Origin of the sequence: Fuerstiella marisgermanici, from assembly GCF_001983935.1 — a bacterium.
Taxonomy (GTDB): domain Bacteria; phylum Planctomycetota; class Planctomycetia; order Planctomycetales; family Planctomycetaceae; genus Fuerstiella; species Fuerstiella marisgermanici.
In genome coordinates this window covers 7,857,649-7,877,672 of sequence record NZ_CP017641.1, presented here as the reverse complement: position 1 = coordinate 7,877,672, position 20,024 = coordinate 7,857,649, and the positions used below count along the sequence as shown (strand labels likewise).

Below are 20,024 nucleotides of genomic sequence, written 5' to 3'. Positions count from 1 at the left end.
GATTCTCGCCAAAACGCCGCTAATCTGTGGTGCATGTCATTCGCAGACCTCAGCAACAAACGCATCGTCGTCACTGGTTCCTCAAGCGGCATCGGGCGAGCCATCGCTCTGGAATGCGCTCGAGCCGGCGCCGAAGTTGTCGTCAGCTACCGGCGGTCCAAAACCGGAGCCGTCCAGACCGCTCAGGAAGTCGAAGATCTGGGACGCACGGCCTCAATCTTCCAGGTGGACATTTCCGACCGGCTATCCCGGCACGCGTTTGTCGACGAATGCTTCAAGTTCGGTCCGGTCGACGCCATCGTGAACAACGCTGGCGCTGATTTGCTGACAGGGGAACTCAAGCACCTCGACTACGCCGTCAAACTACAGATGCTGCTGGACATCGACATCACAGGAACGATCGAAATGTCTCGATCCTTCGGAGAGCGATTTGCGGACCAGGGGCACGGCAGCATCCTGAATATCGGCTGGGATCAGTCCGATCGAGGCATGGAAGGCGACAGCGGTGAACTGTTTGCCGCCGCCAAGAACGCCATCATGGGCTTCACACGATCGTTGTCATTGAGCCTCGCTCCATCCGTGCGAGTCAACTGCATTGCTCCGGGCTGGATCAAAACGGCGTGGGGCGAAGAAACCAGCGACTACTGGCAGCAGCGAGTTATGGACGAAACGCCGCTGAAACGCTGGGGCACACCTCAGGATGTCGCCAACATGGCTCGCTATTTGTTAAGCAACGACGCCGCCTACATCACCGGCCAGGTCATCAACGTTAACGGCGGCGCTGTCCGCTAAGCCGGGCCGGTACGCACCGGCGGGCGATTGGCGTGGTGGGCCGGACGACGGTGAGGAATCTGAAGCGCCGGCGCTGCTTCCGTTGGTCGCTGGCGGCTGACATAGTTTGTACCGGAGTCGATCCATAGGCGATGCCCATTAACGAGCCAATAACTCAGGACTTCTACGCACGCAGTGTTGTTGACGTCGCTCGTGACCTGCTGGGCAAGCTCCTGTGTCGGCGCAGTCGTTCAGGAATGACCGTTGGCCGTATTGTGGAAACCGAAGCGTATCTGGCAGAAGGCGATTCGGCCTCTCATTCGTTCAAAGGCATCAGCCGGAAAAACGCCAGCATGTTCGGGCCACCTGGCCGAGCGTATGTTTACACCATACATGCTCGGCAGTGTGTGAATGTCGTAACGGAAGAGCAGGGCACCGCGTCGGCAGTTTTGATCCGAGCCGTCGAGCCACTGCTTGGCATCCCACACATGCAGCAGCGTCGACGGACGGAAAAGCTGAGAGACCTGTGCCGCGGCCCGGCTCGACTGTGCGAAGCGTTCGACATCGGCCGCGACCTTGATGGCTGGAACTTATCAACTGGCCGTCGTCTTTGGATCGCTGCTACGGAAAACGTAAAGCCATCGATTGCCGTTTCTCAGCGAATCGGCGTAACATCAGCGGCTGAGCGTGAGCTGCGTTTCTTTGAGATGGGCAGCTCGTTTGTCAGCGGCCCGGCGAAACTGAATCTGAGTCGTAGGGCCGATTCGACTAAACCGCCAGAATGAATCGGGCGGCGGAACGCACTGCCAGATCACCCACGACCTTGCGTCGTGGGCAATCCGGCCTGTGAGGCAAGCTCATAATGGCGAAAGCAAGAAACCTCGAGCACCTATTGCTGATCGACCGCTGATTCGTAAAGCAGGTTCAGCAGGCGAACAACTTCTTCGTGGCCTTTGGGTGTTTGGCGAACCACGAGTGTCTGGCCAACGATGCGGATCGCTCCACCTTCACCATCAAGCTCCAGCCAGCGGCAGGGAGGCGACGTCATTTCCATGACGAGCGTGGCGAGAGTTGGTGGCGTTGGGGGTTGACCGCCTCCACCGCCGTCCATTCCCGCTCCGCCATCGCCACCGCCCAACTGTGCGGCATTCGCTGGAATGGAGAAGAAACCTGCACCGCCTTTGGGACCGGCTCCTGTGAGCCCGTTTGCATAATCCAGATTCAGCAGTTCTCCAACATGATAGACTCTGGTGACGAGCATATCGTCAGACTCAGCTTTCTGCACAGTCGTAACGAGCATCACTTCATTTTTGATGACGTACGTCAGGGGCTCTGACGCCAGGGAATTGGCGGCGTCATCCGTTTGGTCAAAGATTAGCTTGAGCGCGTTACGAAGAGTCATTCCGTCGAAATCGATGTCGGAAACCAAGACGCCATCCAGTCCATCCAGGCCCACTATTGACAGCTCAGCCTTGTCGGCGTGGAAAGCCATCGCGAACTTTTCACCTTCCTTCTCACCGTATTCGCTCGTGAAGTATCTACCAATGACTTCCAGAACCTCCGACAGCGGTACCTCTCCTTGAAAGTCAAGGCCGCTGACAGGCTTATCAAGCACTTCGTGCATCCATTTTTCAACCGGCCGAGCGTCTGCAGCATACGGCGTGAATTTTGCCGCACCCCTTGCTGCATCCGCAACTTTCGTCGCCGCGGCATCCGCCGCACCTAATATCACGACTGAATGATCAGCAGCACTGCCGCCACCAAACGGATCATCGCCGGTGGTCGAATCACCCGAATCTTCCGAGACGGCCGATTCGACCTTCGGTGACTCATCGTCGCCCATGCCCAACGGCGCACCGTTCGCAGCCACAAGTCCCACAACAGCAGTCGCACACAACATGCTGCCAAGAATCAGTTTTGAACTGGCCATAATCGTCTCCGGTCGAATAAGAGGTTCGAGATGGGAAAGGTCGGTGGTTCCCGGAACGGAACCGCTGAGTGTTTGAGCACCCAGTTGAAGAGTTGATTGAAGCAGAGCCGGTGACGCCGCCGCACTGGCACCGGTACTCATCGTGGCCGCCACCGCCAACACGCCGATGGCCACACCGCGTCGAGCCAGACGGACTCGCAGGATGTTGCGAGCCTGTCGGATGCGACCGTCGACGGTGCCTTTGCTCACGTTAAGCTGATCGGCAATTTGCTGACTGGTTTGATTTGCGAAGTACGTCATCACCAGCACTTCACGATACTTCGACGGCAGAAAATTCAGTTCCTCATCCAGCACCACGCAGTCCTGAGCGTTCGCGATTTTGTCGAGCGCTTCGGATTGCCGGTCGGGCGGATGTTGGGTGAGTTCTTCCACGGGGTGCTTCCTGCGTTGTCTTACCAAACGCACGCTGGTCCGCCATGCGACGGTGTACAACCAGCTTGAAAGAGAAACGGCCTTCCGAATTTGTTTCGGCCGCCGAGCCAACGCGATAAATGTCGCCTGAAACGCATCGTCAACGTCGGCCGTGTTGCCGATGACTCGCCGACAAACCCCCATCACCAGCCCCTGATGCCGCTGCACAATTTCCGCGAACGCGGCTTCGTCAGAATCCAAAAGGAACCGGCGCAGAAGGTCGCGGTCGTTGAGGGATTCGGCATCAGGTTTCGGTGTGAGTTCCTGCATAGGTACCTGTTAGTGTACCGACAGAACGACCTGCTGCGCAGTTTTTCGGATTTCCAGACGGCAGGGCAAAAAAAGCCCGCATGCCCCTTCAGAGCCAACGGCCCAAGCGTTTGCACAGCCCGGCCTGACCGGCTGGGACCGAAGATAAACCCCCAAAACGCAGAGGACCAAAATCGATCCAGGGACGCTTGCCCACGCCAGGCAAATAGCAGGGCCTTGGGCCCGCTAATCTACGAAATTGCGGTCCTGAGCGTACCAAACCGGGCTGTAAGGTCGATCTCCGGTTGGGCTTTTTTTGTGGCGAAATCTACTGCGGCACCCTCTTAGCTGGGCAGCTCATTTTCGCCGGATTCCGCGTTTGGCTTGCGTTTCACAACCATGACGTTCGACGCCAGTTCGTCGACGAGGCGCGACTCCATACCGTCACCCTCTTTCCGCTGTCGCCGCAGGCTGGCTGGCTGAATGCCGTCGGGCAGTTTGCCCAGATGGCAAATCGGTTCGCCGGGACTCACAGCGGGAATGGTCGTCATACCAATAATGACCGCATCAAACGGAGCGGTCAGAACGCTTTGTTCATGCCCCAGCAGACTGGCATTAGTCGAAATCGGCTGATCCTTCTTCACGATGTCGCCAGGTTTTACATGAAACTGCAGGAAGCCGCCACTCTCTGCACGCAACCACTTCGTTTCCTCAATCACGACCTGGTAATCGGGAGTGATCGGTTCGCCTTCGATCATCTTCATGTGCCGCAGAACATTGCAGATGCCGCGGACCGACGCTTCGACAATGGACGGTTCAACCTTCCAGACTTCGCCGCCTTCCAGAATGATGGTCGGACACCCGGCGGCCGTCGCTTCACGGCGCAATGATCGTTTGGGCCCAACTCCGTTCACGATCAATTCGCTGCCGAAAGCTTCTGCCAATGTGCGCACCGCAGGGATCGACATATTGCCGCGGATGTTCGGATAGTTGGTGCGCCGCAGAGCCGCCGTATGCAGGTCGATGCCGAAGTCGCTGCGAGCCACGATTTCCGTGAACACGACTCGCGCCATGCGACTTGCCAGGCTGCCTCTCGACGTGCCTGGAAAACAACGGTTCAGGTCGCGGCGGTCTGGCAGGTAGCGAGAGTGGCGATCGAAGGCCAGCAGATTCAAAACCGGAATCAGAATCACGCTGCCACGGGTCACTTCAAAGTCCGGTGCCATCAACAGTGACCGGACGGCTCCCGTGCCGTTGATTTCGTCACCGTGTAACGCGGCAGAAACGAATACGGTTGGGCCTTCTTCTTTACCTCGACGCACGTGCAGAGGAATCCGCAGCGTCATGCCGCTGTAACTCTCAGTGATCGCCAGATCGATGTCCTGAGATTCACCGGGGGGAACTTTAGTGCCGTTCCAGTCGTCGACCGATTTACGCTGTAGCAGGGGTGAAGCCACTGTTGTCTGTCTACCTAAAACATCGAAATGTGCACACTGGCCCTTCCAGGCCAACGTACGAAAGTTAGTTTGAACCGGATCCGGAAGGCTCTGTCGGGTGAGCGTCATCCGGCAGTTTTTTAACTTTTGGCTTTCGACGCTTCCGCGTTTTTTCGGGGATAAGTCGCTTCATGGATTCCAGTTTTCCGAAGCACAGCAACCGATCGGTCGCTTCCAGTTCGCGTGAATGCTTTGGATTCGGGATCACTGTTGTACCGCGATACAACGTCAGGACGTTGATGTCCTGTTCGTGCAATCCGGAATCCGCAATGCGTTTTCCCACGTAGTCCGAACCTTCAGGGATGTGCAATTCGGCAACCCCGTAGCCACGACTCACCGTCAACCGTTGCCGAATGTCGACTTCCGGAAAGTCCACCTGAGCCGCAATGTAATCGATGACGGCTCCAGCGATGTCCAGTTGAGTACAGCCTTCGATGCCTTCAAGCCCTGGTGAAGAATTGACCTCCATCACTTGAGGCCCATCGTTGCCTTCCAGCATGTCCACACCGGCAACTCGCAGCCCCATGATCTGAGCCGCTCGAACAGCCGTTTCGGTATACGTTGAGTCCAGCTCCACTCGTTCGGTATGCCCACCGCGATGCACATTGCTGCGGAATTCTGATCCCTGAGCAACTCGCCGCATCGCACCGACCACCTGATCGCCCACCACGAATGCTCGAATGTCGCGGCCCTTGCTTTCGGCAACGAATTTCTGCACCAGGACGTTCTGCTGCGTGCTTTGCAACGTTTCAATGATCGCTTCTGCAACCTTGGCCGAGTCGGCAAGAATCACACCGACGCCCTGAGTCCCCTGCAGCAGCTTGATAATAACGGGCGCACCGCCGATCCGTTCGATAGACGGCAACACGTCTTTCCGGTCGCGGACGAACGTTGTTTCCGGAATTCCGATATGATGCTTGCTCAAAATCTGCAGACTACGAAGCTTGTCGCGTGAGTTCGTGATGCCGGCCGACGAGTTCGCGCAAAAGACATCCATCTGTTCGAACTGGCGAACAACAGCGGTACCGAAGTACGTGATGGAGGCACCAATCCTCGGCAGAACGGCGTCGTAGTTGGAAAGCTGCTTGGACCGAAAGTACAGGTCCGGGCTTCCCTGTTCGAGATCGATGGAAAACCGGATGGTATTCAACACTTTGACTTTGTGGCCGCGCTGCAGAGCGGCTTCTTTAAGTCGTCTTGTGCTGTAACAACCCAGGCTGCGGGAGAGGATGGCGAGTTTCATGAAACGTCCTTTTTTCTGTTAGACTTCTTCTTCCGAACCGCCTGTTCCGGCTTGCCGCCATACCAGGAATTTCCCGCATCGACCACAAACCGGCCTCGCACTGCTTCTCGTCCCAATAGCATGCGAAATCCCATTTCGTCTCGCGAAGCCAAAGTGATTTCGACGTTCCACGACTGATCCAGCCACGTGATGGGCGTGAGAATCACCGGGCGAACGTTTGCGTGACCGCTGGAACTTCGCACCTTGCGGAATTCCAGAACTTCGGCTTCCACCTCCATCGTCGTCTTCGAATCGCGCTGAATGGGGTGAACCTTAAAGCGAACCCAGGTCCGGTCGTCCCGCTCAAACTGCTTAATTGAAAACGCGTGCAGGCAGCTGGAACGCGCGCCTGTGTCGATCTTCGCTTTGATTGCCTGGATGCCAAGGGCAGGCAACGCTAGCCATTCGCGCCAGCCAATGGCTTGTGGCGGCTGTTTGGGCTTCGCCTGTTTCATCTGTTTTTTCTAAGGCACATGATTCGGGCGAGCGGCAGGTGAGTGCTTACCTGCGTAGCAGAAAGGTCGCCGGAATTGTTGACCGCGTGAGGTTGCGCGGCTGCCAAAACGTCTTACGGATTGTAGAAATTGTCGCTGAGACCGCAAACCTGCGCCCGTCTTAAACTGACCGGATCGCGATCTTAGAGCAGTTTACCTTTTGTCGTGAACGGTTCGGGCTCGTGGCATACGGCACTCATGGTACGAAACGCCTGTTCCGCGGCCACAAGTCAGCGTAATACGCTGTAGGCCTGTAGAGAAGCAAAACCGCACGATGCCAGCCTGTCTTATGCCGCATTGCGGTTATCACCCGTGGCCTTCGGCTTTGCCAGCTGGCTGCGGTCCGCCTTCTTTTTCTTCTGGTGAAACAGCTTCTTCAGTGTGGTCGTCAGGCTAACCTGATGAAAGCCCCACGACTGCATGCCCGCCCACAGCAAGCCTGGCGTTACTCGATGGTACGCACAGATGAAACGGTCATCAAAACGATGAGGTCGAAACCGTGTCTTGAAATGGTACAGACCGGCCGAATCGTAGATGGCTCCGAATCGCTTGTGCGCCAGTGTCACCATGCGACGAAGTACCCAGCTGTCCCCCGGTCGCGGCGTTTCGCATCGGATCAGCGGCAGCATCGACAGCGTGACGTATGACGCTTCTTCCTGCTGAAAGACCGTCATGCACTGATGCATCAAAAACGGGATCACGCCTCGCACGGCATCGCGTCGCTTGCGATACGATTCGATGGCCCACATGTTTTGGTCCAGGCACGGATTGCAGATCACGAACGCTTCCACGCGCTGCAATTCTGTGTTGCGAGCGACAAAGATTCGCTGGCCGAACATCAGATCGCGACAGAAACGGCTGACAATGTTCTGCATGCGGCTGGCGTGAGGTTTCTCTTCCAGAAAATGGGCTGAGATCACATCCATCTCATCCATCAACGCGTTCCATTCCGCGCCCGTCATCTGGTCGCGTCGGACTTCTTCAAACTGCAGCTGGTTGCGCAAGCAGTAGTTTGTCTGACGCCGCACCCATTCGTAGTCCTTGCCGCGCCAGGTACAGTTTTCCAGTTCGACGATGGGTTCTTCACCAAACTTGGTGGCTCGAAAACCGAACTCTTCCAGAAGCTGAACGTCTTCCAGGCCGGCATTAAAAAAGCTGGGCGTCATCCGCTTGCGCTTGCAGTCCGCCAGAAATTCCGTCACCAAAGCTCGACGCGATTCCTGTGGCGCAAGAATGCCGCCATACACGAATACGTATCCCCCCTTCGGCACTGTGCACAAAACGCCCTGGCCATCGGATGACCAGAAGTATTCTTTGCCCTGCGTGTCGGTCGCGATGTACGAATCGTAAGAACCGCCGTGAACGCGAGCCAATTGCTCAAGACGCTCAAAGCTGCGATCAATCGGCGGAACCTGATGAATTGGGGCCTGGCTGGGACGCGATGCTTCAATCGTAGAATTTGACGGGGCTGGCATTTGTAGTCTCGCTGTGGCTGCATACCCGTCTTCGGGGCGGTCGCTGTGCCTAGCCTTCATCGTCTGAGTTGTATCCGAAAGATTCGAAATACTGGCCCCATTCAGAACGAATTCGTGCTTGCCAGTAGTCTGGCAGTTGATGACGGTTGGTGACGTAGTTCTTACGGGGAGCCAAGTATTTTTCGAATCCGCCTAACGCTGGCTCAATGTCGCCCAGACTAAGACGCGAGTAGATGTCTCTCATCGTGCTGACTGGGTTCTTGACGAGATCGTCGTAGCGGACGTCCAGAATTTGGTCTTCCGGCACCTGGCCCCGATAGGAGTGATAACTGTCATACATCCGTCGACCGGAATCCAGCACATAATCCTCAAGACCGTCATTTTCGGACGGTTTTTGCAGCGACTGCGTGTGATCGAATGAGCGATACATCCTTAAAGTGGACGGGAAAAAGGTAAACGGATCCCGCGTCACATGAATGAACTTCGCGTCCGGAAACATCTCATGCAACACTTTCAACCGCCCGGTGTGATGAGGCGATTTGAACACCAGTCGCTTTCCGGTCTTCAAAGTGACCATCCGTAGAAACTTCATAAACCCCGCTTTCCACGCTTCGATCGCGGCCGGGCTGACTCCGTCCAGGTTCAGGTATTCGGCGAACGGCGGCGGCTGGCGAGCGAAAGCGACTCGCAAATACGGCGATGGCAGGCCCATCGTGATCCGCGCCCATTCGTCCTCCTGCGGGCTTTCCCACTTCAACGTCACATTGTCCATCGGCCGCTTCGAAGGAAGCAGAAAGTTCAGGTACTTAACGGCCAGATCTTCCGTCAGCAGGAAATGGTTTGCGGAGTAAACCTGGTAATTGGACGGTGAGGTCAGCCGAGGATCGTGCGATAGCATTTCCTGCAGAAACGTTGTCCCAGTGCGCCAATGGCCCAGAATAAAGATCGGCGGCGCGACGGGTTCTGTGGCGTTGATCCGACGCCCGTAGACCAGTTGTTGCATCAGATACAGCATGCTGCTGCTGGCGGCGGATGCCGTCGTCAACAGGGCCCACGGCAACCGCGACGGATGAACGCGAAAGCCGTTGCGAGCCAGCAACGGCAACCAGTGTTCAAGACGCATCCCAGCCCAGAATCGAGGCGACCAGAACGGATACGAGTTGAATGTGCTGCGATCCGTGGGGACCGGTGGAGGTGTGCTGTCGATCGAATCGCTACTGCGCATGTGGTTTGTTCGCCCTTTGGTGCTCGCCAAAGGCAAGTTTATCGGACGCCGCCGACTGGCACCACTGCGATTCATCGCCCCCGACATTGCCACCAACCACCCAAGGCTCGAAGCAGCGGCTCAGCAGTACGAGCCAGCGTTCTCAAAACAGCGACAGCTTCTTTGGACGCATTCGGTCATTCAACCACCATCACACCATTCATAACCATCCAATGCCCCGGAAACGTACACAGAAACGGATAGTGACCCGGCGTTTCCGGGGCCGCGAAGTAAATCGTTTGTTTTTCGCCGGGTGACACGATGTCGGTGTGAGCAATGACATGGTTCGATTCCGGAACATACTGACGAGCGTACGCTTTCGGATTGGCGATGAGCTGATTCCCGAGTTCGCCAACACTTTGCAACGCGCCGGGCTGAACCAACACCCAGTTGTGCGGCACGACGTCCGGGTTCTCCAACGTGAACGCTAGCGCCTCGCCAGCTTTAACAGTGAATTCCTTTGTCGCATACGACAAGTTTTTGCCAGTCGCGACGTTGATGGGGCGAGCTCCCTTGATGGGCTTCGCCCACGGGTTGGGAACCCGTTCTGCATTCATAGCCAGATCCGTCAGCAGCGGGTGAGCAGCAATCGTCTTTTGTCGCGGCACGTACCCGGGGAAGTCTGTGAAGGGCTTATCGAGTTCATGCGCGGTGATGAACAAATCGTGTCCACCGCCAGCCGGATTGTACGAAACGGCTTCGTCTTTGTTGGTGTGCAGTCGCAGATGCAATTGACTCACAGGCTGCAGATCCGGAATCTCAAGAAACAGCGACTTGCCACCCTTCAAAACATGAGCCGACGTGATTGCCAACGGATCGTGCCCGGCGACGCCCGGATGAGTCGTGGAAAATTCAACCGATCCATACGCGCCGCTGTAACGGTAGTTCCAGCATTGAGCGAACTGGCGACCGATGTCGCCTGCAATCGATTGGTCCAGCGGCTGGTCGAAGTCGATTTTCACTCCGTTTTCGTGAAGATGAAAGCCGACCGGCATTTGGAACTTGTCGCCGGTGAACCGAACTCGCTGAAAGCAGCCATCGTCTGGTGTGTACGAACCCCAGCCTGCCATGCCTGTCACGTAAAGTTGCCCGTCCTTCGGATGGAAGCGACCTCGATGAACGCCCGACAGAAAGTCACCCGTCATCGGGACCAAGGCCCCCTGAGCCTGGCCGTTCACTTCGTCTCGCAGCACGACAAACCATGTACCACCACCGAACGAAAAGTGCAGCAGCTGGTCTTTCAGCGGTCCGAATTCATCGCTGTTAACAAACGCCTGGCCGCCACTTGAGTTGTCCAATGCGCGAGGCAGGTAGGCCAGCGGCAGTTCAGGAGGCTGGCCGTCACGCGGGCCTCGGTAGCCAAAGTGAGGTGGTTGATCGCCTTGGCCGTGAGCGTTAGCCGTTGGGGAATCTCCGACACTGGAAGCTGCAGCCACATTTCGCCGAACGGCATTGATGGCCGACGCCGGAGTCCATTCGCCTTCAGACACGGGGACGGTCAACGTGCCGTCCGGCAGAATGCCCAAGCCGTCCGGATTGCGAAAACCGGTCGCCAGAACTTTGACGTCCTGACCGTCGGGAGAAATGCGTAGCAAGCCCTGGTTGCCGGACGCCGTGTAGAAGTTGCCAGCGGTATCTCGCTGCAATCCGCAAATGAAATCGTGCCCAGCGGGCGACGTCTTGAAGGCGTTGCTGAAGCATTCGTAGAAGTCCGCTTCGCCGTCATTGTTGAGGTCGGTTAGGCGAGTCAACTGGTCGCGGCATTGTACGTAGATACCGTCGTCCGCCACGACCAACCCCAACGCGTGATGCAGGCCGGACGCGAACCGTCGCCATGTCGCCCTGCCAACTTCATCAGAACCGGAATCCAGGCCGCTAACGCGCCACACATCTCCCTGCATCGTGCAAACCAGTGCGTCGCCATTCGGCAGGAAATCGTGGCCGCCGCAAAACAGTTGAGCATTCCATGGATTGTCGTAGGGCAGTTCGATCGTATCGATGGCGTACGGCCGTCCGTTGCCGGGAATAATTTTCGTTTCGATTTCAATCGGCGACTGAGGCGGACCACCACCCAAAACGTGTCGCAGCGAATGCTGTTCGATCGAAGCTCGTTCGCGTGAAAACTTCCCGTCTTCGACCCACGGCGAATCCAGATACTCCACATCGCCGATACGGTAGGCGAAAATCACGCGGTCGCCGTGCCGGTAGAATCCGTGATAGCGAAACGGCTCGTCCGGCGGTGACTGTGGTTCCATAGCGACTAGCTCACCGTCCAATCGCAAGCCGCCCACGAATCCATGACGCACGGCATCGAACTTAACGAAGCCGTCCTGCCACACGGCTTCGTAGGTTAATGTGTCCGGGTTAAAGCAGGCCGACATCTGTCCTTCGTCGCCGAGTCGCACACAGACGGCTCGGGCGATCGCTTTTCCGTTCGCATGCAGCACGCCCGACTGCACGGAACCGAGCTTCGTTTCGTTCCAGCGGCCATCACGCCATGTGTCTTCGTTTTGATTGCCCCAATGCCCCTGCTGGCCACCGTCCATGCCAGGAAACGGGGCCAACAGCATCGGAACATGATGCTGCGATCGGAAGTATTCTGCCTGCCGCGTGTAGAAATCGTACAGGCGGTCTCGAGTGACAGGATGAGTGGCGTTCGACCAGCGTTCGGGAGCCATCGGGGCAGCGACGATCGGAAACGTCGCCGGGCCATGCATGCTGGAATGTGCGATCACGTGTTTCACTGCGGGCGGTACGTCTGAGACTTCGCCGAGTTCATTCAGAAAACGGAACAGGTCGAGCTGCTGTTGCCGCGACATAGCAGCCGTCAAGCCGCTGGGCATCACCGTGCTTCCTTCGACCATTTCTTCCACGTCGGTTTGAGCAATCGGGGTTCGCTTGCCAGTTGCCGGATCGCAGAGAACGACGACATCGCCACTGTCCTTGTTGGCCCTCACCCCTGAGCCTTCAACCTTAGACTTCTCACGATATCCGCTGACCACGCGACCGGACGTTGTCACCACCTGCCACACGGCGAATTCCGGTTTAACGTCGCGTTTCGGCCACAACACTGATTCGACAATGTGATTCGGCTTACGTTCCTTCAGCACCTTCAACAGATCCGGCCCGACTGTGCCGCCGTGCTGACCTATTTGATGGCACGACAAACACGCCAACTTCGCATTGGCAAACACCGCCGCGCCACGTTTTACATCGCCGTGCTTTGCGGCGTCAGTCACGAGTTCCGCGACGTGGGCTGCGTTGTATGGAATTCCGTGGCCTGGGCTTCCAACCGCCGCCGTTTCGGATTGCTTCGCGAGCTGCTTTCTCACGAGTTCCAGCCCGTCGCGATTTTCCTGTAGCGATTCGCGCGCATCCAGATCGTTGCGATGATCAAGAATTCCGATCCGCCCGTCGTAGTCGCTTTCTACGACTGTGCGGATCATCTGCAGTTCGTGAGCCCCCTTGCCGATGCCCAGAATCTTTGGCTTGGCTTGGTCATTCATGCCGTTCAGATTCAGACAATGCAGATACGGCTTCATCATGGCGAAGGATTTGTGCCAATCGCTGATATGGCCATGGCCGTGATGAAAGTTGTAGACGATGCCGACATGCTTCTGCCCAAGTTCCCTCAGCCGCCGGCAAACGGCAACCAGATTCACGGGTTCGCCACTCCAGCCACCGTGATTGTAGAGGCCCAGCTTACAGCCCAATTGAGCCGTTCGGTTGGCAAGCGGCAGCATGGCCTGAACTGCTTTCTCGACTTTCGCTGCCTGATCACCTTCGCCCGGGTCACTCATCATCTGCCAGATTTGCGGGTGCAGGTCGTACTTCTCGAACAGCTTGAATGCGTCATCGTGGACGCTCCAGAAGGCGAAGAATTCGATCCCGTGCTTCTTGTACTCAATAATCTCCTGTTCAAAGGTGGGCACATGCTCGGCTCGCCAGTCGTAGGCGCAGCAAGTAATCCCCAGCTCTTTCAACATGACCGCTCGTTCTGCGGGACCGCGTTTGGCCGCATCAAACGGAACGATGCACCACGCGACCAGGTTCTCTCTCCGAAGGATGTCGGTGTCGTCCGCAGCCGGTGCCGAATTCGTTACATTCAGGGCCAAGACAACGAACAACAAAGGGCACAAGAATCGATTCATTGCGGAATACCTGAAGTGTTGCGTGAAGTGTGTTCGATCGCACAGAGCGTAACAAATTTCAGTCGGCCAACGAAGTGCCCTGACTTGACGGATGGAAGTACGGCCGATGCAATGGTTGCTCTCGGCTCGTGTCACTTTCCGACACGACCTACTGTAGGTGACGCTTGCCGAGCGGCACTTCGCCGCAGGCCACCATTGGCGGCAAAGTCAGTGAATCGTTTAACCCGTAGCCGAAGGCGCAGGCGTCCGCTGATCGACGCCGGTGAGTCTTCCGCTTCCGCTTCCGTGAGTGTTCCGCTTCCGCTGCGACACAGCCGTCCCCAGCAACACCTGCGCCTTCGGCTGCGGGTTAAACGACTCGTATCTATCCGGCTCCAATAGACTCGACCCCCAAGCCGAAAATCCTTCCGACAGAAAGGACGTACTGGGCGACACTTCGCTGAAGGCCACCTTTGGCGGCGAAGTCAGTGGATCGTTTAACCCGTAGCCGGAGGCGCAGGCGTCCTCTGATCGGCGTCCGTGGGTATTCCGCTTCCGCTGCGACACAGCCCGCCCCTGCAACGCCTGCGCCTTCGGCTACGGGTTAAACGACTCGGATCAATCCGCCTGTAATAGACTCGACATCCTGAGCCGAAAGCCCCTTCCGGTAGAAAGGCCCTCCTGTCGGCACTTCGCTGAAGGCGACATCGGCATATGATTTACCACCAGGACAACTTGGCCCAAACGACGAATAGAGACTTCATCTTAGCCATCAACCTGCAGAACGGGAACGCAAAAGGGGACATTGAACTTATTGGAAAAAGCAGAATGTCCCCTTATTTCTTCCCCTTATTTCTCCCCCTCCCCTTACCCCCCCCCCCTTATTGCTTCCCGCGATCTTGTTGGGTTACTTCCGAAGTCGAGTGGGCCTGACGAACTATCCCGCCTACCGTGAGAACAACTGGCAGATCGGCTCGGGCATGATCGAATCCACGGCCAAACAGTTGGTCGGAATTCGCCTGAAAGGCCCTGGCATGCACTGGTCGCCGATTGGAGCATCAGCAGTGACCGCACTGAAAGCTCACAACATTAACAACAACTGGCACAACCTCTGGAAAAACCTCGCCCTCTAAAAACGGACCATACAGCGGATGCACCCGCGCGTGTCTTACTGCTTTAAAGTGCCGTGCTGATACTGTACGAAGGTTCATGCCCCTGCGGTGGATGGGGGGATTAGTGAAAATTGTCTACTTGTGGATTGCGTTACCCGAATCCTTAATTCAGTATTGGTGGTTTGCGGAATCCAATTCCGGTTCACACGCGATCGACTACCGCAACAAGGGGCAAGCAAATGATGCGAATATTCAGTCTGGCAGTATGCGTGATTGCGATTGCAGCGGGGCGGCTTGAGGCGGAACTGATCGGCATAACCGGCGATGGAGCGACTACACCGTCAAGTTTGTACTCGCTTAGTCTGACGGACGCGACATCCACATTCATCATGAGCCTGGGGAACGGGGACGACGGCGAAACGATTGGGTTCAATCCTTCGAACGGGTTGCTGTATCATGCATCGGGCATTTCCGATGGGGATCGGTTTTGGGAAAGTATTGATACTGGCACCTCTACGATCGTTTCATCAACTCAATTTACGGGGCCGGATGTTACGGATGAAAACCTTTCAATGACATATAATTCTGCCACGGGGACGTTTCTTGTTGCCGATCGCGATGACGTACTCTTTGACACTGCACTTGGTGGCTCCGCTACAGGTATTGGGACGACACCTGAAAATTTGAAGGGGTTGGCGTTCGTTGGAGGCACATTGTATGGCGCAGCGGTATTCTCCGACACGCTCTATACGTTGGACCCATCTAATGGGGCGGTTGTTTCGAGTTTAAGCGTCACTGTCGATGGAGGTGCTATTGATGGGATGAATGGACTTGCCCTCAATCCTGAGGACGATGTGCTTTGGGGAGTCTTCAGACAGGCTGGAGGAATTCGGTTGCTTGGGACTCTCGACCCGACCACCGGCATTGGAACTTCGGTTGGCACGCTCTCGGACAACTTTGCGGGCATCGCCTTTACGTCCGTGCCGGAACCGTCTTCCCGTGCCGTCTGGGCCATTGGTGCATGCGTTGCGGGGATCGTCTCTGCCCGACGTCGCCGTCGTGCAGTGACAAACCGGGACTCGGCCTGATTCATCAGCCTGTACCACATTTACTCTCATCGCGTTCATGCGGTTGTGGTGCGCAATCGTCCGCGGTGACGCACTTCCGGTTCAAATTCGGTCGCATAGTGCTCATCCACACGGCATTCCGCGGCAAAGCGGGAGATGATGGATCTCGGCTTCCGCCGTCCTGCCCGCAGGGTGGCCCGACCGCCGTTCATGGCGGCTGGGTGCCGCAGGCACAAGATGTCTCATCATCCGGCGTCCAATCAGTATGGAACTCCATGTTCGACGGAAGCCAACAAGCAGTCATCCTGTCGCTGCGCGACCCGACCGAATAAGTCGGTCGGGCCAGCCAGCGTCAAAGTTATTCCATCTCTGGTATGAGTGTCAGCTTATCAACGGCAATTGCTGAGTTTCGAACTCTTGCTCAGAGGCTGCAGGCTCGTCCTCCATTGCCACCACGGGACCTCTTGGATCTTGTGATTCGGTTTTATGCCGATGTCCGTGTTGATTGTGACTATGAAAACAACCCGGATGCCTTGGACGAGCTTGTCCTCGCCCGCGGAGCAATGCCTGTCTACCAGTGTTGTGATCGATTGATTGACTTGCGAGACCAACACGTGGATTGTGCTGACATTACATGGGAACGCGATTCTAGGCAGTACATCTGGCTTCTTCGACATTTAGTTACAGCCGAAGAAAGAGGCGATCGTGCTCTCTACGAGACATCAGTTCAACTGTGTGTGGAACTCTACTTTTCGCCCGAGCCATTCAGAAAAGCTTTCGTCATAGAGCGACTCACTGAACCGTCGGACATTCACGACGGTGTGAAATATTTTTGCAACACGCCCGCTGTGCGAGAATTGTTGAATGCGGGAGTGTTTCAAGTTTGTACGAAGATTGCGTACTACAACTAAACGCAGGGTGGCCCGACCGCCGTTCATGGCGGTTGGGTGCCGCAGGCAGAAGATGGATCATCGTGGGCTTCGACTACAGATCGGTTGCGAACTGGTCATCATGTTCCAATCCCGGCGGCCAGCGAATCGGCAAGCCAACAGATTGACGTTCCAGATACCAGCGGGCCGAGCTCCATGGCCAGTGGTTGGCTCGTTGTACCAGGCCCGCCCGGACGGGATTCAGGTGCATGTCATCCCGTTTCTCCTCCACCTTCGAGCGTGACCAAATGTTGAAGCCGTAGTAACGTGACTGCCAGATCGGCTCGGACGAATCGATCTGCGACCAATAATTCGCGAAACGCTCACGCAGCACGGACTTCAATGTTTTGGACGTCAGTTCCTTCCACTTATTCATGAACGGACTGATTTGAAAAGGCTCGGGGAACCACACGAGAGCGTGGACGTGATCGTGCATGAGTAACCACTTTCACTGTGTCTTACGCACGAGACCAGACGTTGTGGAAACGTGGTCGGATGAAGAGGTGGCTCGCCGCTGGTGGCAGTTGTTTCCGCAGCGACGCAACGAAGACGGTTCGGCCGCCGACCCGACAGAAACCGACCTCCGCAGTATTTACGGTGACAAAGAAGTTCTGGCCGAGCGTCGCAAGCGGTTGTCGAGCGTGTCGTGGTTCATGCGTTGCACGAGCGAAGTGATTGCTCGACTTGCGAACGCTGAAGATCAATGCACCGGTAGATTTTGGGAAGGTCGCTTAAAGAGTACGGTGCTTGACAGTGAAGAAGCGATCGCGGCGTGCATGGCGTATGTCGATCTGAATCCGATTCGTGCAGGCATCGCCGATTCGCTGGAGAGCAGCGACTTCACGAGCGTTCAGGATCGCGTGGGCGATGTGAAGTCCTCTGAAGAAGTGGAAACCGCTGATGCGAAGGATGTTCGCGTGGAACACGGGCAGCAGGCGGGCTGGCTGAGTCCGATAGCGTTGGAGCCACAGCGAAAGAAGGTTCGCGATCGCAGCACGAACCGTCGCGTCAGCAACCACGGCTGCCTGCCGATGACGCTGGCGGAGTATCTGCAACTGGTGGACTGGACGGGCCGTCAACTGCATTCGGGAAAACGCGGCTACATAAAAAGCGCCGTTCCACCGCTGCTGGAACGGCTCGGCACCACCATCGACATCTGGCTCCATGTGGTGAAAAAGTTCGAACGCCGTCAACACATTCAGACGGCGACTCCCGCAACCTGCCACGCCGTATTCATGAACACAGGTCCAGCTCAGACGGCTTGAGACTTCTCCCATGAGATCACAGCCACCCTGTTGTCGAGTCGTCAAACTGGCACTGTTGAGTCGTTCAGTTCAGGAGGTCCGCAACCCACCGGCTGTGATCAGTCGCGGATTCCGCCGCCGCAAAACCGGCCATTTTAAAGCGACCAAAGTCTTCAGCATTCGTCACTCCGTGGGCACCTGAGCATGGACGGACTGGTACACAATCCGGTACAGAATTTGTTGAATTGTGTTACAAATTATCACACAATATGGACTGTGCAGTTGCCAAGGGTTCAAAGCTCATTCAACGCAAACACTGAATTCGCAAACTGTTATGCGCGTCTCCCGAACGCTTCAAGGTTGAGGCAGTGAGACCCGGCAGAAAGGACCCACTGGGCGGCACTTCGCTGAAGGCCACCTAAGACTTTGCCGCTGTGACAATCGCGCGATGTGGCGGTGAAGCCATTGGATCGTTTAACCCGTAGCCGGAGGCGCAGGCGTCCGCTGATCGGCGTCAGTGCGTGTTCCGCTTCTGCTGCGACACAGCCGTCCCCTGCAACACCTGCGCCTTCGGCTACGGGTTAAACGACTCGTATCAATCCGGCTGCAATAGACTCGATACCCAAGCCGAAAATCCTTCTTATAGAAAGTACGTACTGGGCGGCACTTCGCCGCAGGCCACCTAAGACCTTGCCGCTGAGACAAGAGTTCGATGCGCGATTCGGCGGCGAAGTCAGTGGATTGTTTACCCCGTAGCCGGAGGCGCAGGCGTCCTCTGTTCGGCGTCCGTGCGTGTTCCGCTTCTGCTGCGACACAGCCGTCCCCTGCAACGCCTGCGCCTTCGGCTGCGGGTGAAACGACTCGGATCAATCTGGCTATAATAAACTCGACACGCTAAGCCGAAAGCCCTTCCCGATAAAACGGACCCACTGGGCGGCACTTCGCCGAAGGCCACCTAAGACCTTGCCGCTGTGACAAAAGTTCGATGCGTGAACTCTTCAATCGTTATTCGGATTGGCTGCCGTTCGATGCCGTCTGCGGTGCCTACAGCCGGGGCGAGTTGAAGCAGATCACGCAGCTCGAAGAGTTGTCGTCTTAAAAAATGCAACCGTGTTGGTCGGTCGTTGAAACAAAACCGCATGCCTTCGTATTACCTCACAACCAGTTTCTGCCTGCTGATCTGCAACTTCCTCAGCAAGCCAGCGGGCGCGCAGCTCCCCGACATTCGTTCTGTTAAACCGGACCTCATCGTTCCGGAAATGACGGACGATGAGCCCGCTGCCGGTCGGCGAGTGAAACTATCGCTGAACAGCTGGCAGAATTCGGAGGCGTACCACGTCTTGTATTTGCCCAGGGACTGGCAACCAGATAAGCATTATCCGGTGCTGGTGGAATGGACGGGGAACGGAAACTATCGCAGCAAAATCGGCGACGTCAGCACGGGATTGCCGGAAGACAGCAAGCTGGGCTATGGACTTAGCGGCGGCGACGGTTTCATCTGGTTAAGCCTGCCGTATTTAAATGGTGCGGGCGACGACGTTGCAATCACCTGGTGGGGCGATCCGCCGGACTACGATCCTGAACCAACTTTGAGGTATTGCCGTGAAGCCGTCGCAACGGTCTGCCAGGATTACAGTGGCGACAAGGACCGAGTCGTCCTGTGCGGTTTTTCACGAGGTGCCATTGCCGGCAACTATCTTGGCCTGCACGATGACAAGACGTCGAAGCTATGGTGCGGGTTCTTCTTCTACAGTCATTACGACGGAGTGCGAAACTGGCCGTATCCAAACTCCGACCGCACGGCCGCTCTCACTCGGCTGCAGCGTCTGAAGGGACGCCCGCAATTTATCTGTCATGAAGGGGCCGGCATCGATGCAACTCGTGACTATTTAGTGCCGCTCGTTCGGGACGGAAACCTAACCTTCGCCAAAACCGGCTTTCGCAACCACAACAATGAATGGATACTGCGCCCCAGTAAAGCTCGTGACGCAGCGAGGAAATGGCTGACGGATCAGACACGACGGAAGAAACCGTCTGACAGACGCTAACCCAGAGAAAATTGCTATTATTGCCAGTTCCCGCCCCCAAGTGATCAGCTTTCCACGCTGGT

General features: G+C 56.5%; 15 protein-coding genes. 7 read left to right on the top strand and 8 right to left on the bottom strand.

Annotation, left to right across the window (positions count from 1 at the left end; genetic code table 11):
• The first annotated feature begins 33 nt into the window (after positions 1-33).
• Both Fuma_RS29715 and Fuma_RS29710 read left to right on the top strand, forming a co-directional pair.
• Entirely contained in the window at positions 34-792 is a 759-nt protein-coding gene (locus tag Fuma_RS29715; RefSeq protein ID WP_077027309.1) for an SDR family NAD(P)-dependent oxidoreductase, read from the top strand.
• Positions 793-923: 131 nt separating this feature from the next.
• Positions 924-1,556: a DNA-3-methyladenine glycosylase gene (locus tag Fuma_RS29710; protein WP_077027308.1), complete on the top strand. Its 633-nt coding sequence runs from the start codon at positions 924-926 to the stop codon at positions 1,554-1,556.
• A 104-nt stretch (positions 1,557-1,660) separates the two neighbouring features.
• Here Fuma_RS29710 and Fuma_RS29705 read toward each other — a convergent pair whose 3' ends face one another.
• The 6 genes from Fuma_RS29705 to Fuma_RS29680 all read right to left on the bottom strand — a co-directional run bounded on the left by Fuma_RS29705 (position 1,661) and on the right by Fuma_RS29680 (position 9,291).
• Positions 1,661-3,442 (bottom strand): RNA polymerase sigma factor, encoded by a 1,782-nt coding sequence (locus Fuma_RS29705; protein WP_077027307.1) that lies wholly within the window; start codon positions 3,440-3,442, stop codon positions 1,661-1,663.
• 323 nt (positions 3,443-3,765) lie between these two features.
• Positions 3,766-4,878 carry a succinylglutamate desuccinylase/aspartoacylase family protein gene (locus Fuma_RS29700; RefSeq protein WP_229360776.1) on the bottom strand — a complete coding sequence of 371 codons (1,113 nt, stop codon included), beginning with the start codon at positions 4,876-4,878 and terminating at the stop codon, positions 3,766-3,768.
• A gap of 64 nt (positions 4,879-4,942) precedes the next feature.
• Positions 4,943-6,160, bottom strand: a complete 1,218-nt coding sequence (locus Fuma_RS29695; protein WP_077027306.1) for a RimK family alpha-L-glutamate ligase — start codon at positions 6,158-6,160, stop codon at positions 4,943-4,945.
• Positions 6,157-6,654: an ATP-dependent zinc protease family protein gene (locus Fuma_RS29690; protein ID WP_077027305.1), complete on the bottom strand. Its 498-nt coding sequence runs from the start codon at positions 6,652-6,654 to the stop codon at positions 6,157-6,159. The genes Fuma_RS29695 and Fuma_RS29690 overlap by 4 nt, the downstream gene beginning before the upstream one ends.
• A gap of 326 nt (positions 6,655-6,980) precedes the next feature.
• Positions 6,981-8,168 carry a bifunctional lysylphosphatidylglycerol flippase/synthetase MprF gene (locus Fuma_RS29685; RefSeq protein ID WP_077027304.1) on the bottom strand — a complete coding sequence of 396 codons (1,188 nt, stop codon included), beginning with the start codon at positions 8,166-8,168 and terminating at the stop codon, positions 6,981-6,983.
• Positions 8,169-8,217: 49 nt separating this feature from the next.
• The gene (locus Fuma_RS29680) at positions 8,218-9,291 is read right to left on the bottom strand and encodes a sulfotransferase family protein (RefSeq protein ID WP_158521181.1); all 1,074 of its coding nucleotides are present in this window, start codon (positions 9,289-9,291) and stop codon (positions 8,218-8,220) included.
• A gap of 43 nt (positions 9,292-9,334) precedes the next feature.
• Here Fuma_RS29680 and Fuma_RS35495 point away from each other — a divergent pair, with 43 nt between their 5' ends.
• Complete coding sequence (locus Fuma_RS35495) at positions 9,335-9,598, top strand: hypothetical protein (protein ID WP_158521180.1); 264 nt, start codon at positions 9,335-9,337, stop codon at positions 9,596-9,598.
• On the opposite strand, the gene Fuma_RS29670 is transcribed toward Fuma_RS35495, so the two are convergent.
• Positions 9,570-13,583, bottom strand: a complete 4,014-nt coding sequence (locus Fuma_RS29670) for a DUF6797 domain-containing protein (protein ID WP_083732416.1) — start codon at positions 13,581-13,583, stop codon at positions 9,570-9,572. The two genes, Fuma_RS35495 and Fuma_RS29670, sit on opposite strands and share 29 nt — an antisense overlap.
• A gap of 863 nt (positions 13,584-14,446) precedes the next feature.
• On the opposite strand from Fuma_RS29670, the gene Fuma_RS29660 reads away from it, so the two are divergent.
• Positions 14,447-14,695, top strand: coding sequence for a hypothetical protein (locus Fuma_RS29660; protein WP_145944449.1), 249 nt, complete (start codon positions 14,447-14,449; stop codon positions 14,693-14,695).
• Between the two features lie 218 nt (positions 14,696-14,913).
• Positions 14,914-15,762, top strand: coding sequence for a PEP-CTERM sorting domain-containing protein (locus tag Fuma_RS29655; protein WP_077027300.1), 849 nt, complete (start codon positions 14,914-14,916; stop codon positions 15,760-15,762).
• Between the two features lie 963 nt (positions 15,763-16,725).
• Here the strand turns inward: Fuma_RS29655 and Fuma_RS29640 are convergent.
• Positions 16,726-17,106: a transposase gene (locus Fuma_RS29640; RefSeq protein ID WP_077027297.1), complete on the bottom strand. Its 381-nt coding sequence runs from the start codon at positions 17,104-17,106 to the stop codon at positions 16,726-16,728.
• Here Fuma_RS29640 and Fuma_RS29635 point away from each other — a divergent pair.
• Positions 17,105-17,935 carry a hypothetical protein gene (locus Fuma_RS29635; RefSeq protein ID WP_145944448.1) on the top strand — a complete coding sequence of 277 codons (831 nt, stop codon included), beginning with the start codon at positions 17,105-17,107 and terminating at the stop codon, positions 17,933-17,935. The genes Fuma_RS29640 and Fuma_RS29635 overlap by 2 nt on opposite strands.
• A gap of 1,118 nt (positions 17,936-19,053) precedes the next feature.
• Positions 19,054-19,962 (top strand): alpha/beta hydrolase family protein, encoded by a 909-nt coding sequence (locus Fuma_RS29630; RefSeq protein ID WP_077027295.1) that lies wholly within the window; start codon positions 19,054-19,056, stop codon positions 19,960-19,962.
• Positions 19,963-20,024 lie beyond the last annotated feature (62 nt).

Coding starts and splice junctions, on each gene's coding strand:
- Fuma_RS29670 (WP_083732416.1), bottom strand. CDS start 13,583: ATGAATCGATTCTTGTGCCCTTTGTTGTTCGTTGTCTTGGCCCTGAAT.
- Fuma_RS29640 (WP_077027297.1), bottom strand. CDS start 17,106: ATGCACGATCACGTCCACGCTCTCGTGTGGTTCCCCGAGCCTTTTCAA.
- Fuma_RS29680 (WP_158521181.1), bottom strand. CDS start 9,291: ATGCGTCTTGAACACTGGTTGCCGTTGCTGGCTCGCAACGGCTTTCGC.
- Fuma_RS29655 (WP_077027300.1), top strand. CDS start 14,914: ATGATGCGAATATTCAGTCTGGCAGTATGCGTGATTGCGATTGCAGCG.
- Fuma_RS29630 (WP_077027295.1), top strand. CDS start 19,054: ATGCCTTCGTATTACCTCACAACCAGTTTCTGCCTGCTGATCTGCAAC.
- Fuma_RS29715 (WP_077027309.1), top strand. CDS start 34: ATGTCATTCGCAGACCTCAGCAACAAACGCATCGTCGTCACTGGTTCC.
- Fuma_RS29695 (WP_077027306.1), bottom strand. CDS start 6,160: ATGAAACTCGCCATCCTCTCCCGCAGCCTGGGTTGTTACAGCACAAGA.
- Fuma_RS29635 (WP_145944448.1), top strand. CDS start 17,105: ATGAGTAACCACTTTCACTGTGTCTTACGCACGAGACCAGACGTTGTG.
- Fuma_RS29690 (WP_077027305.1), bottom strand. CDS start 6,654: ATGAAACAGGCGAAGCCCAAACAGCCGCCACAAGCCATTGGCTGGCGC.
- Fuma_RS29710 (WP_077027308.1), top strand. CDS start 924: ATGCCCATTAACGAGCCAATAACTCAGGACTTCTACGCACGCAGTGTT.
- Fuma_RS29685 (WP_077027304.1), bottom strand. CDS start 8,168: ATGCCAGCCCCGTCAAATTCTACGATTGAAGCATCGCGTCCCAGCCAG.
- Fuma_RS29705 (WP_077027307.1), bottom strand. CDS start 3,442: ATGCAGGAACTCACACCGAAACCTGATGCCGAATCCCTCAACGACCGC.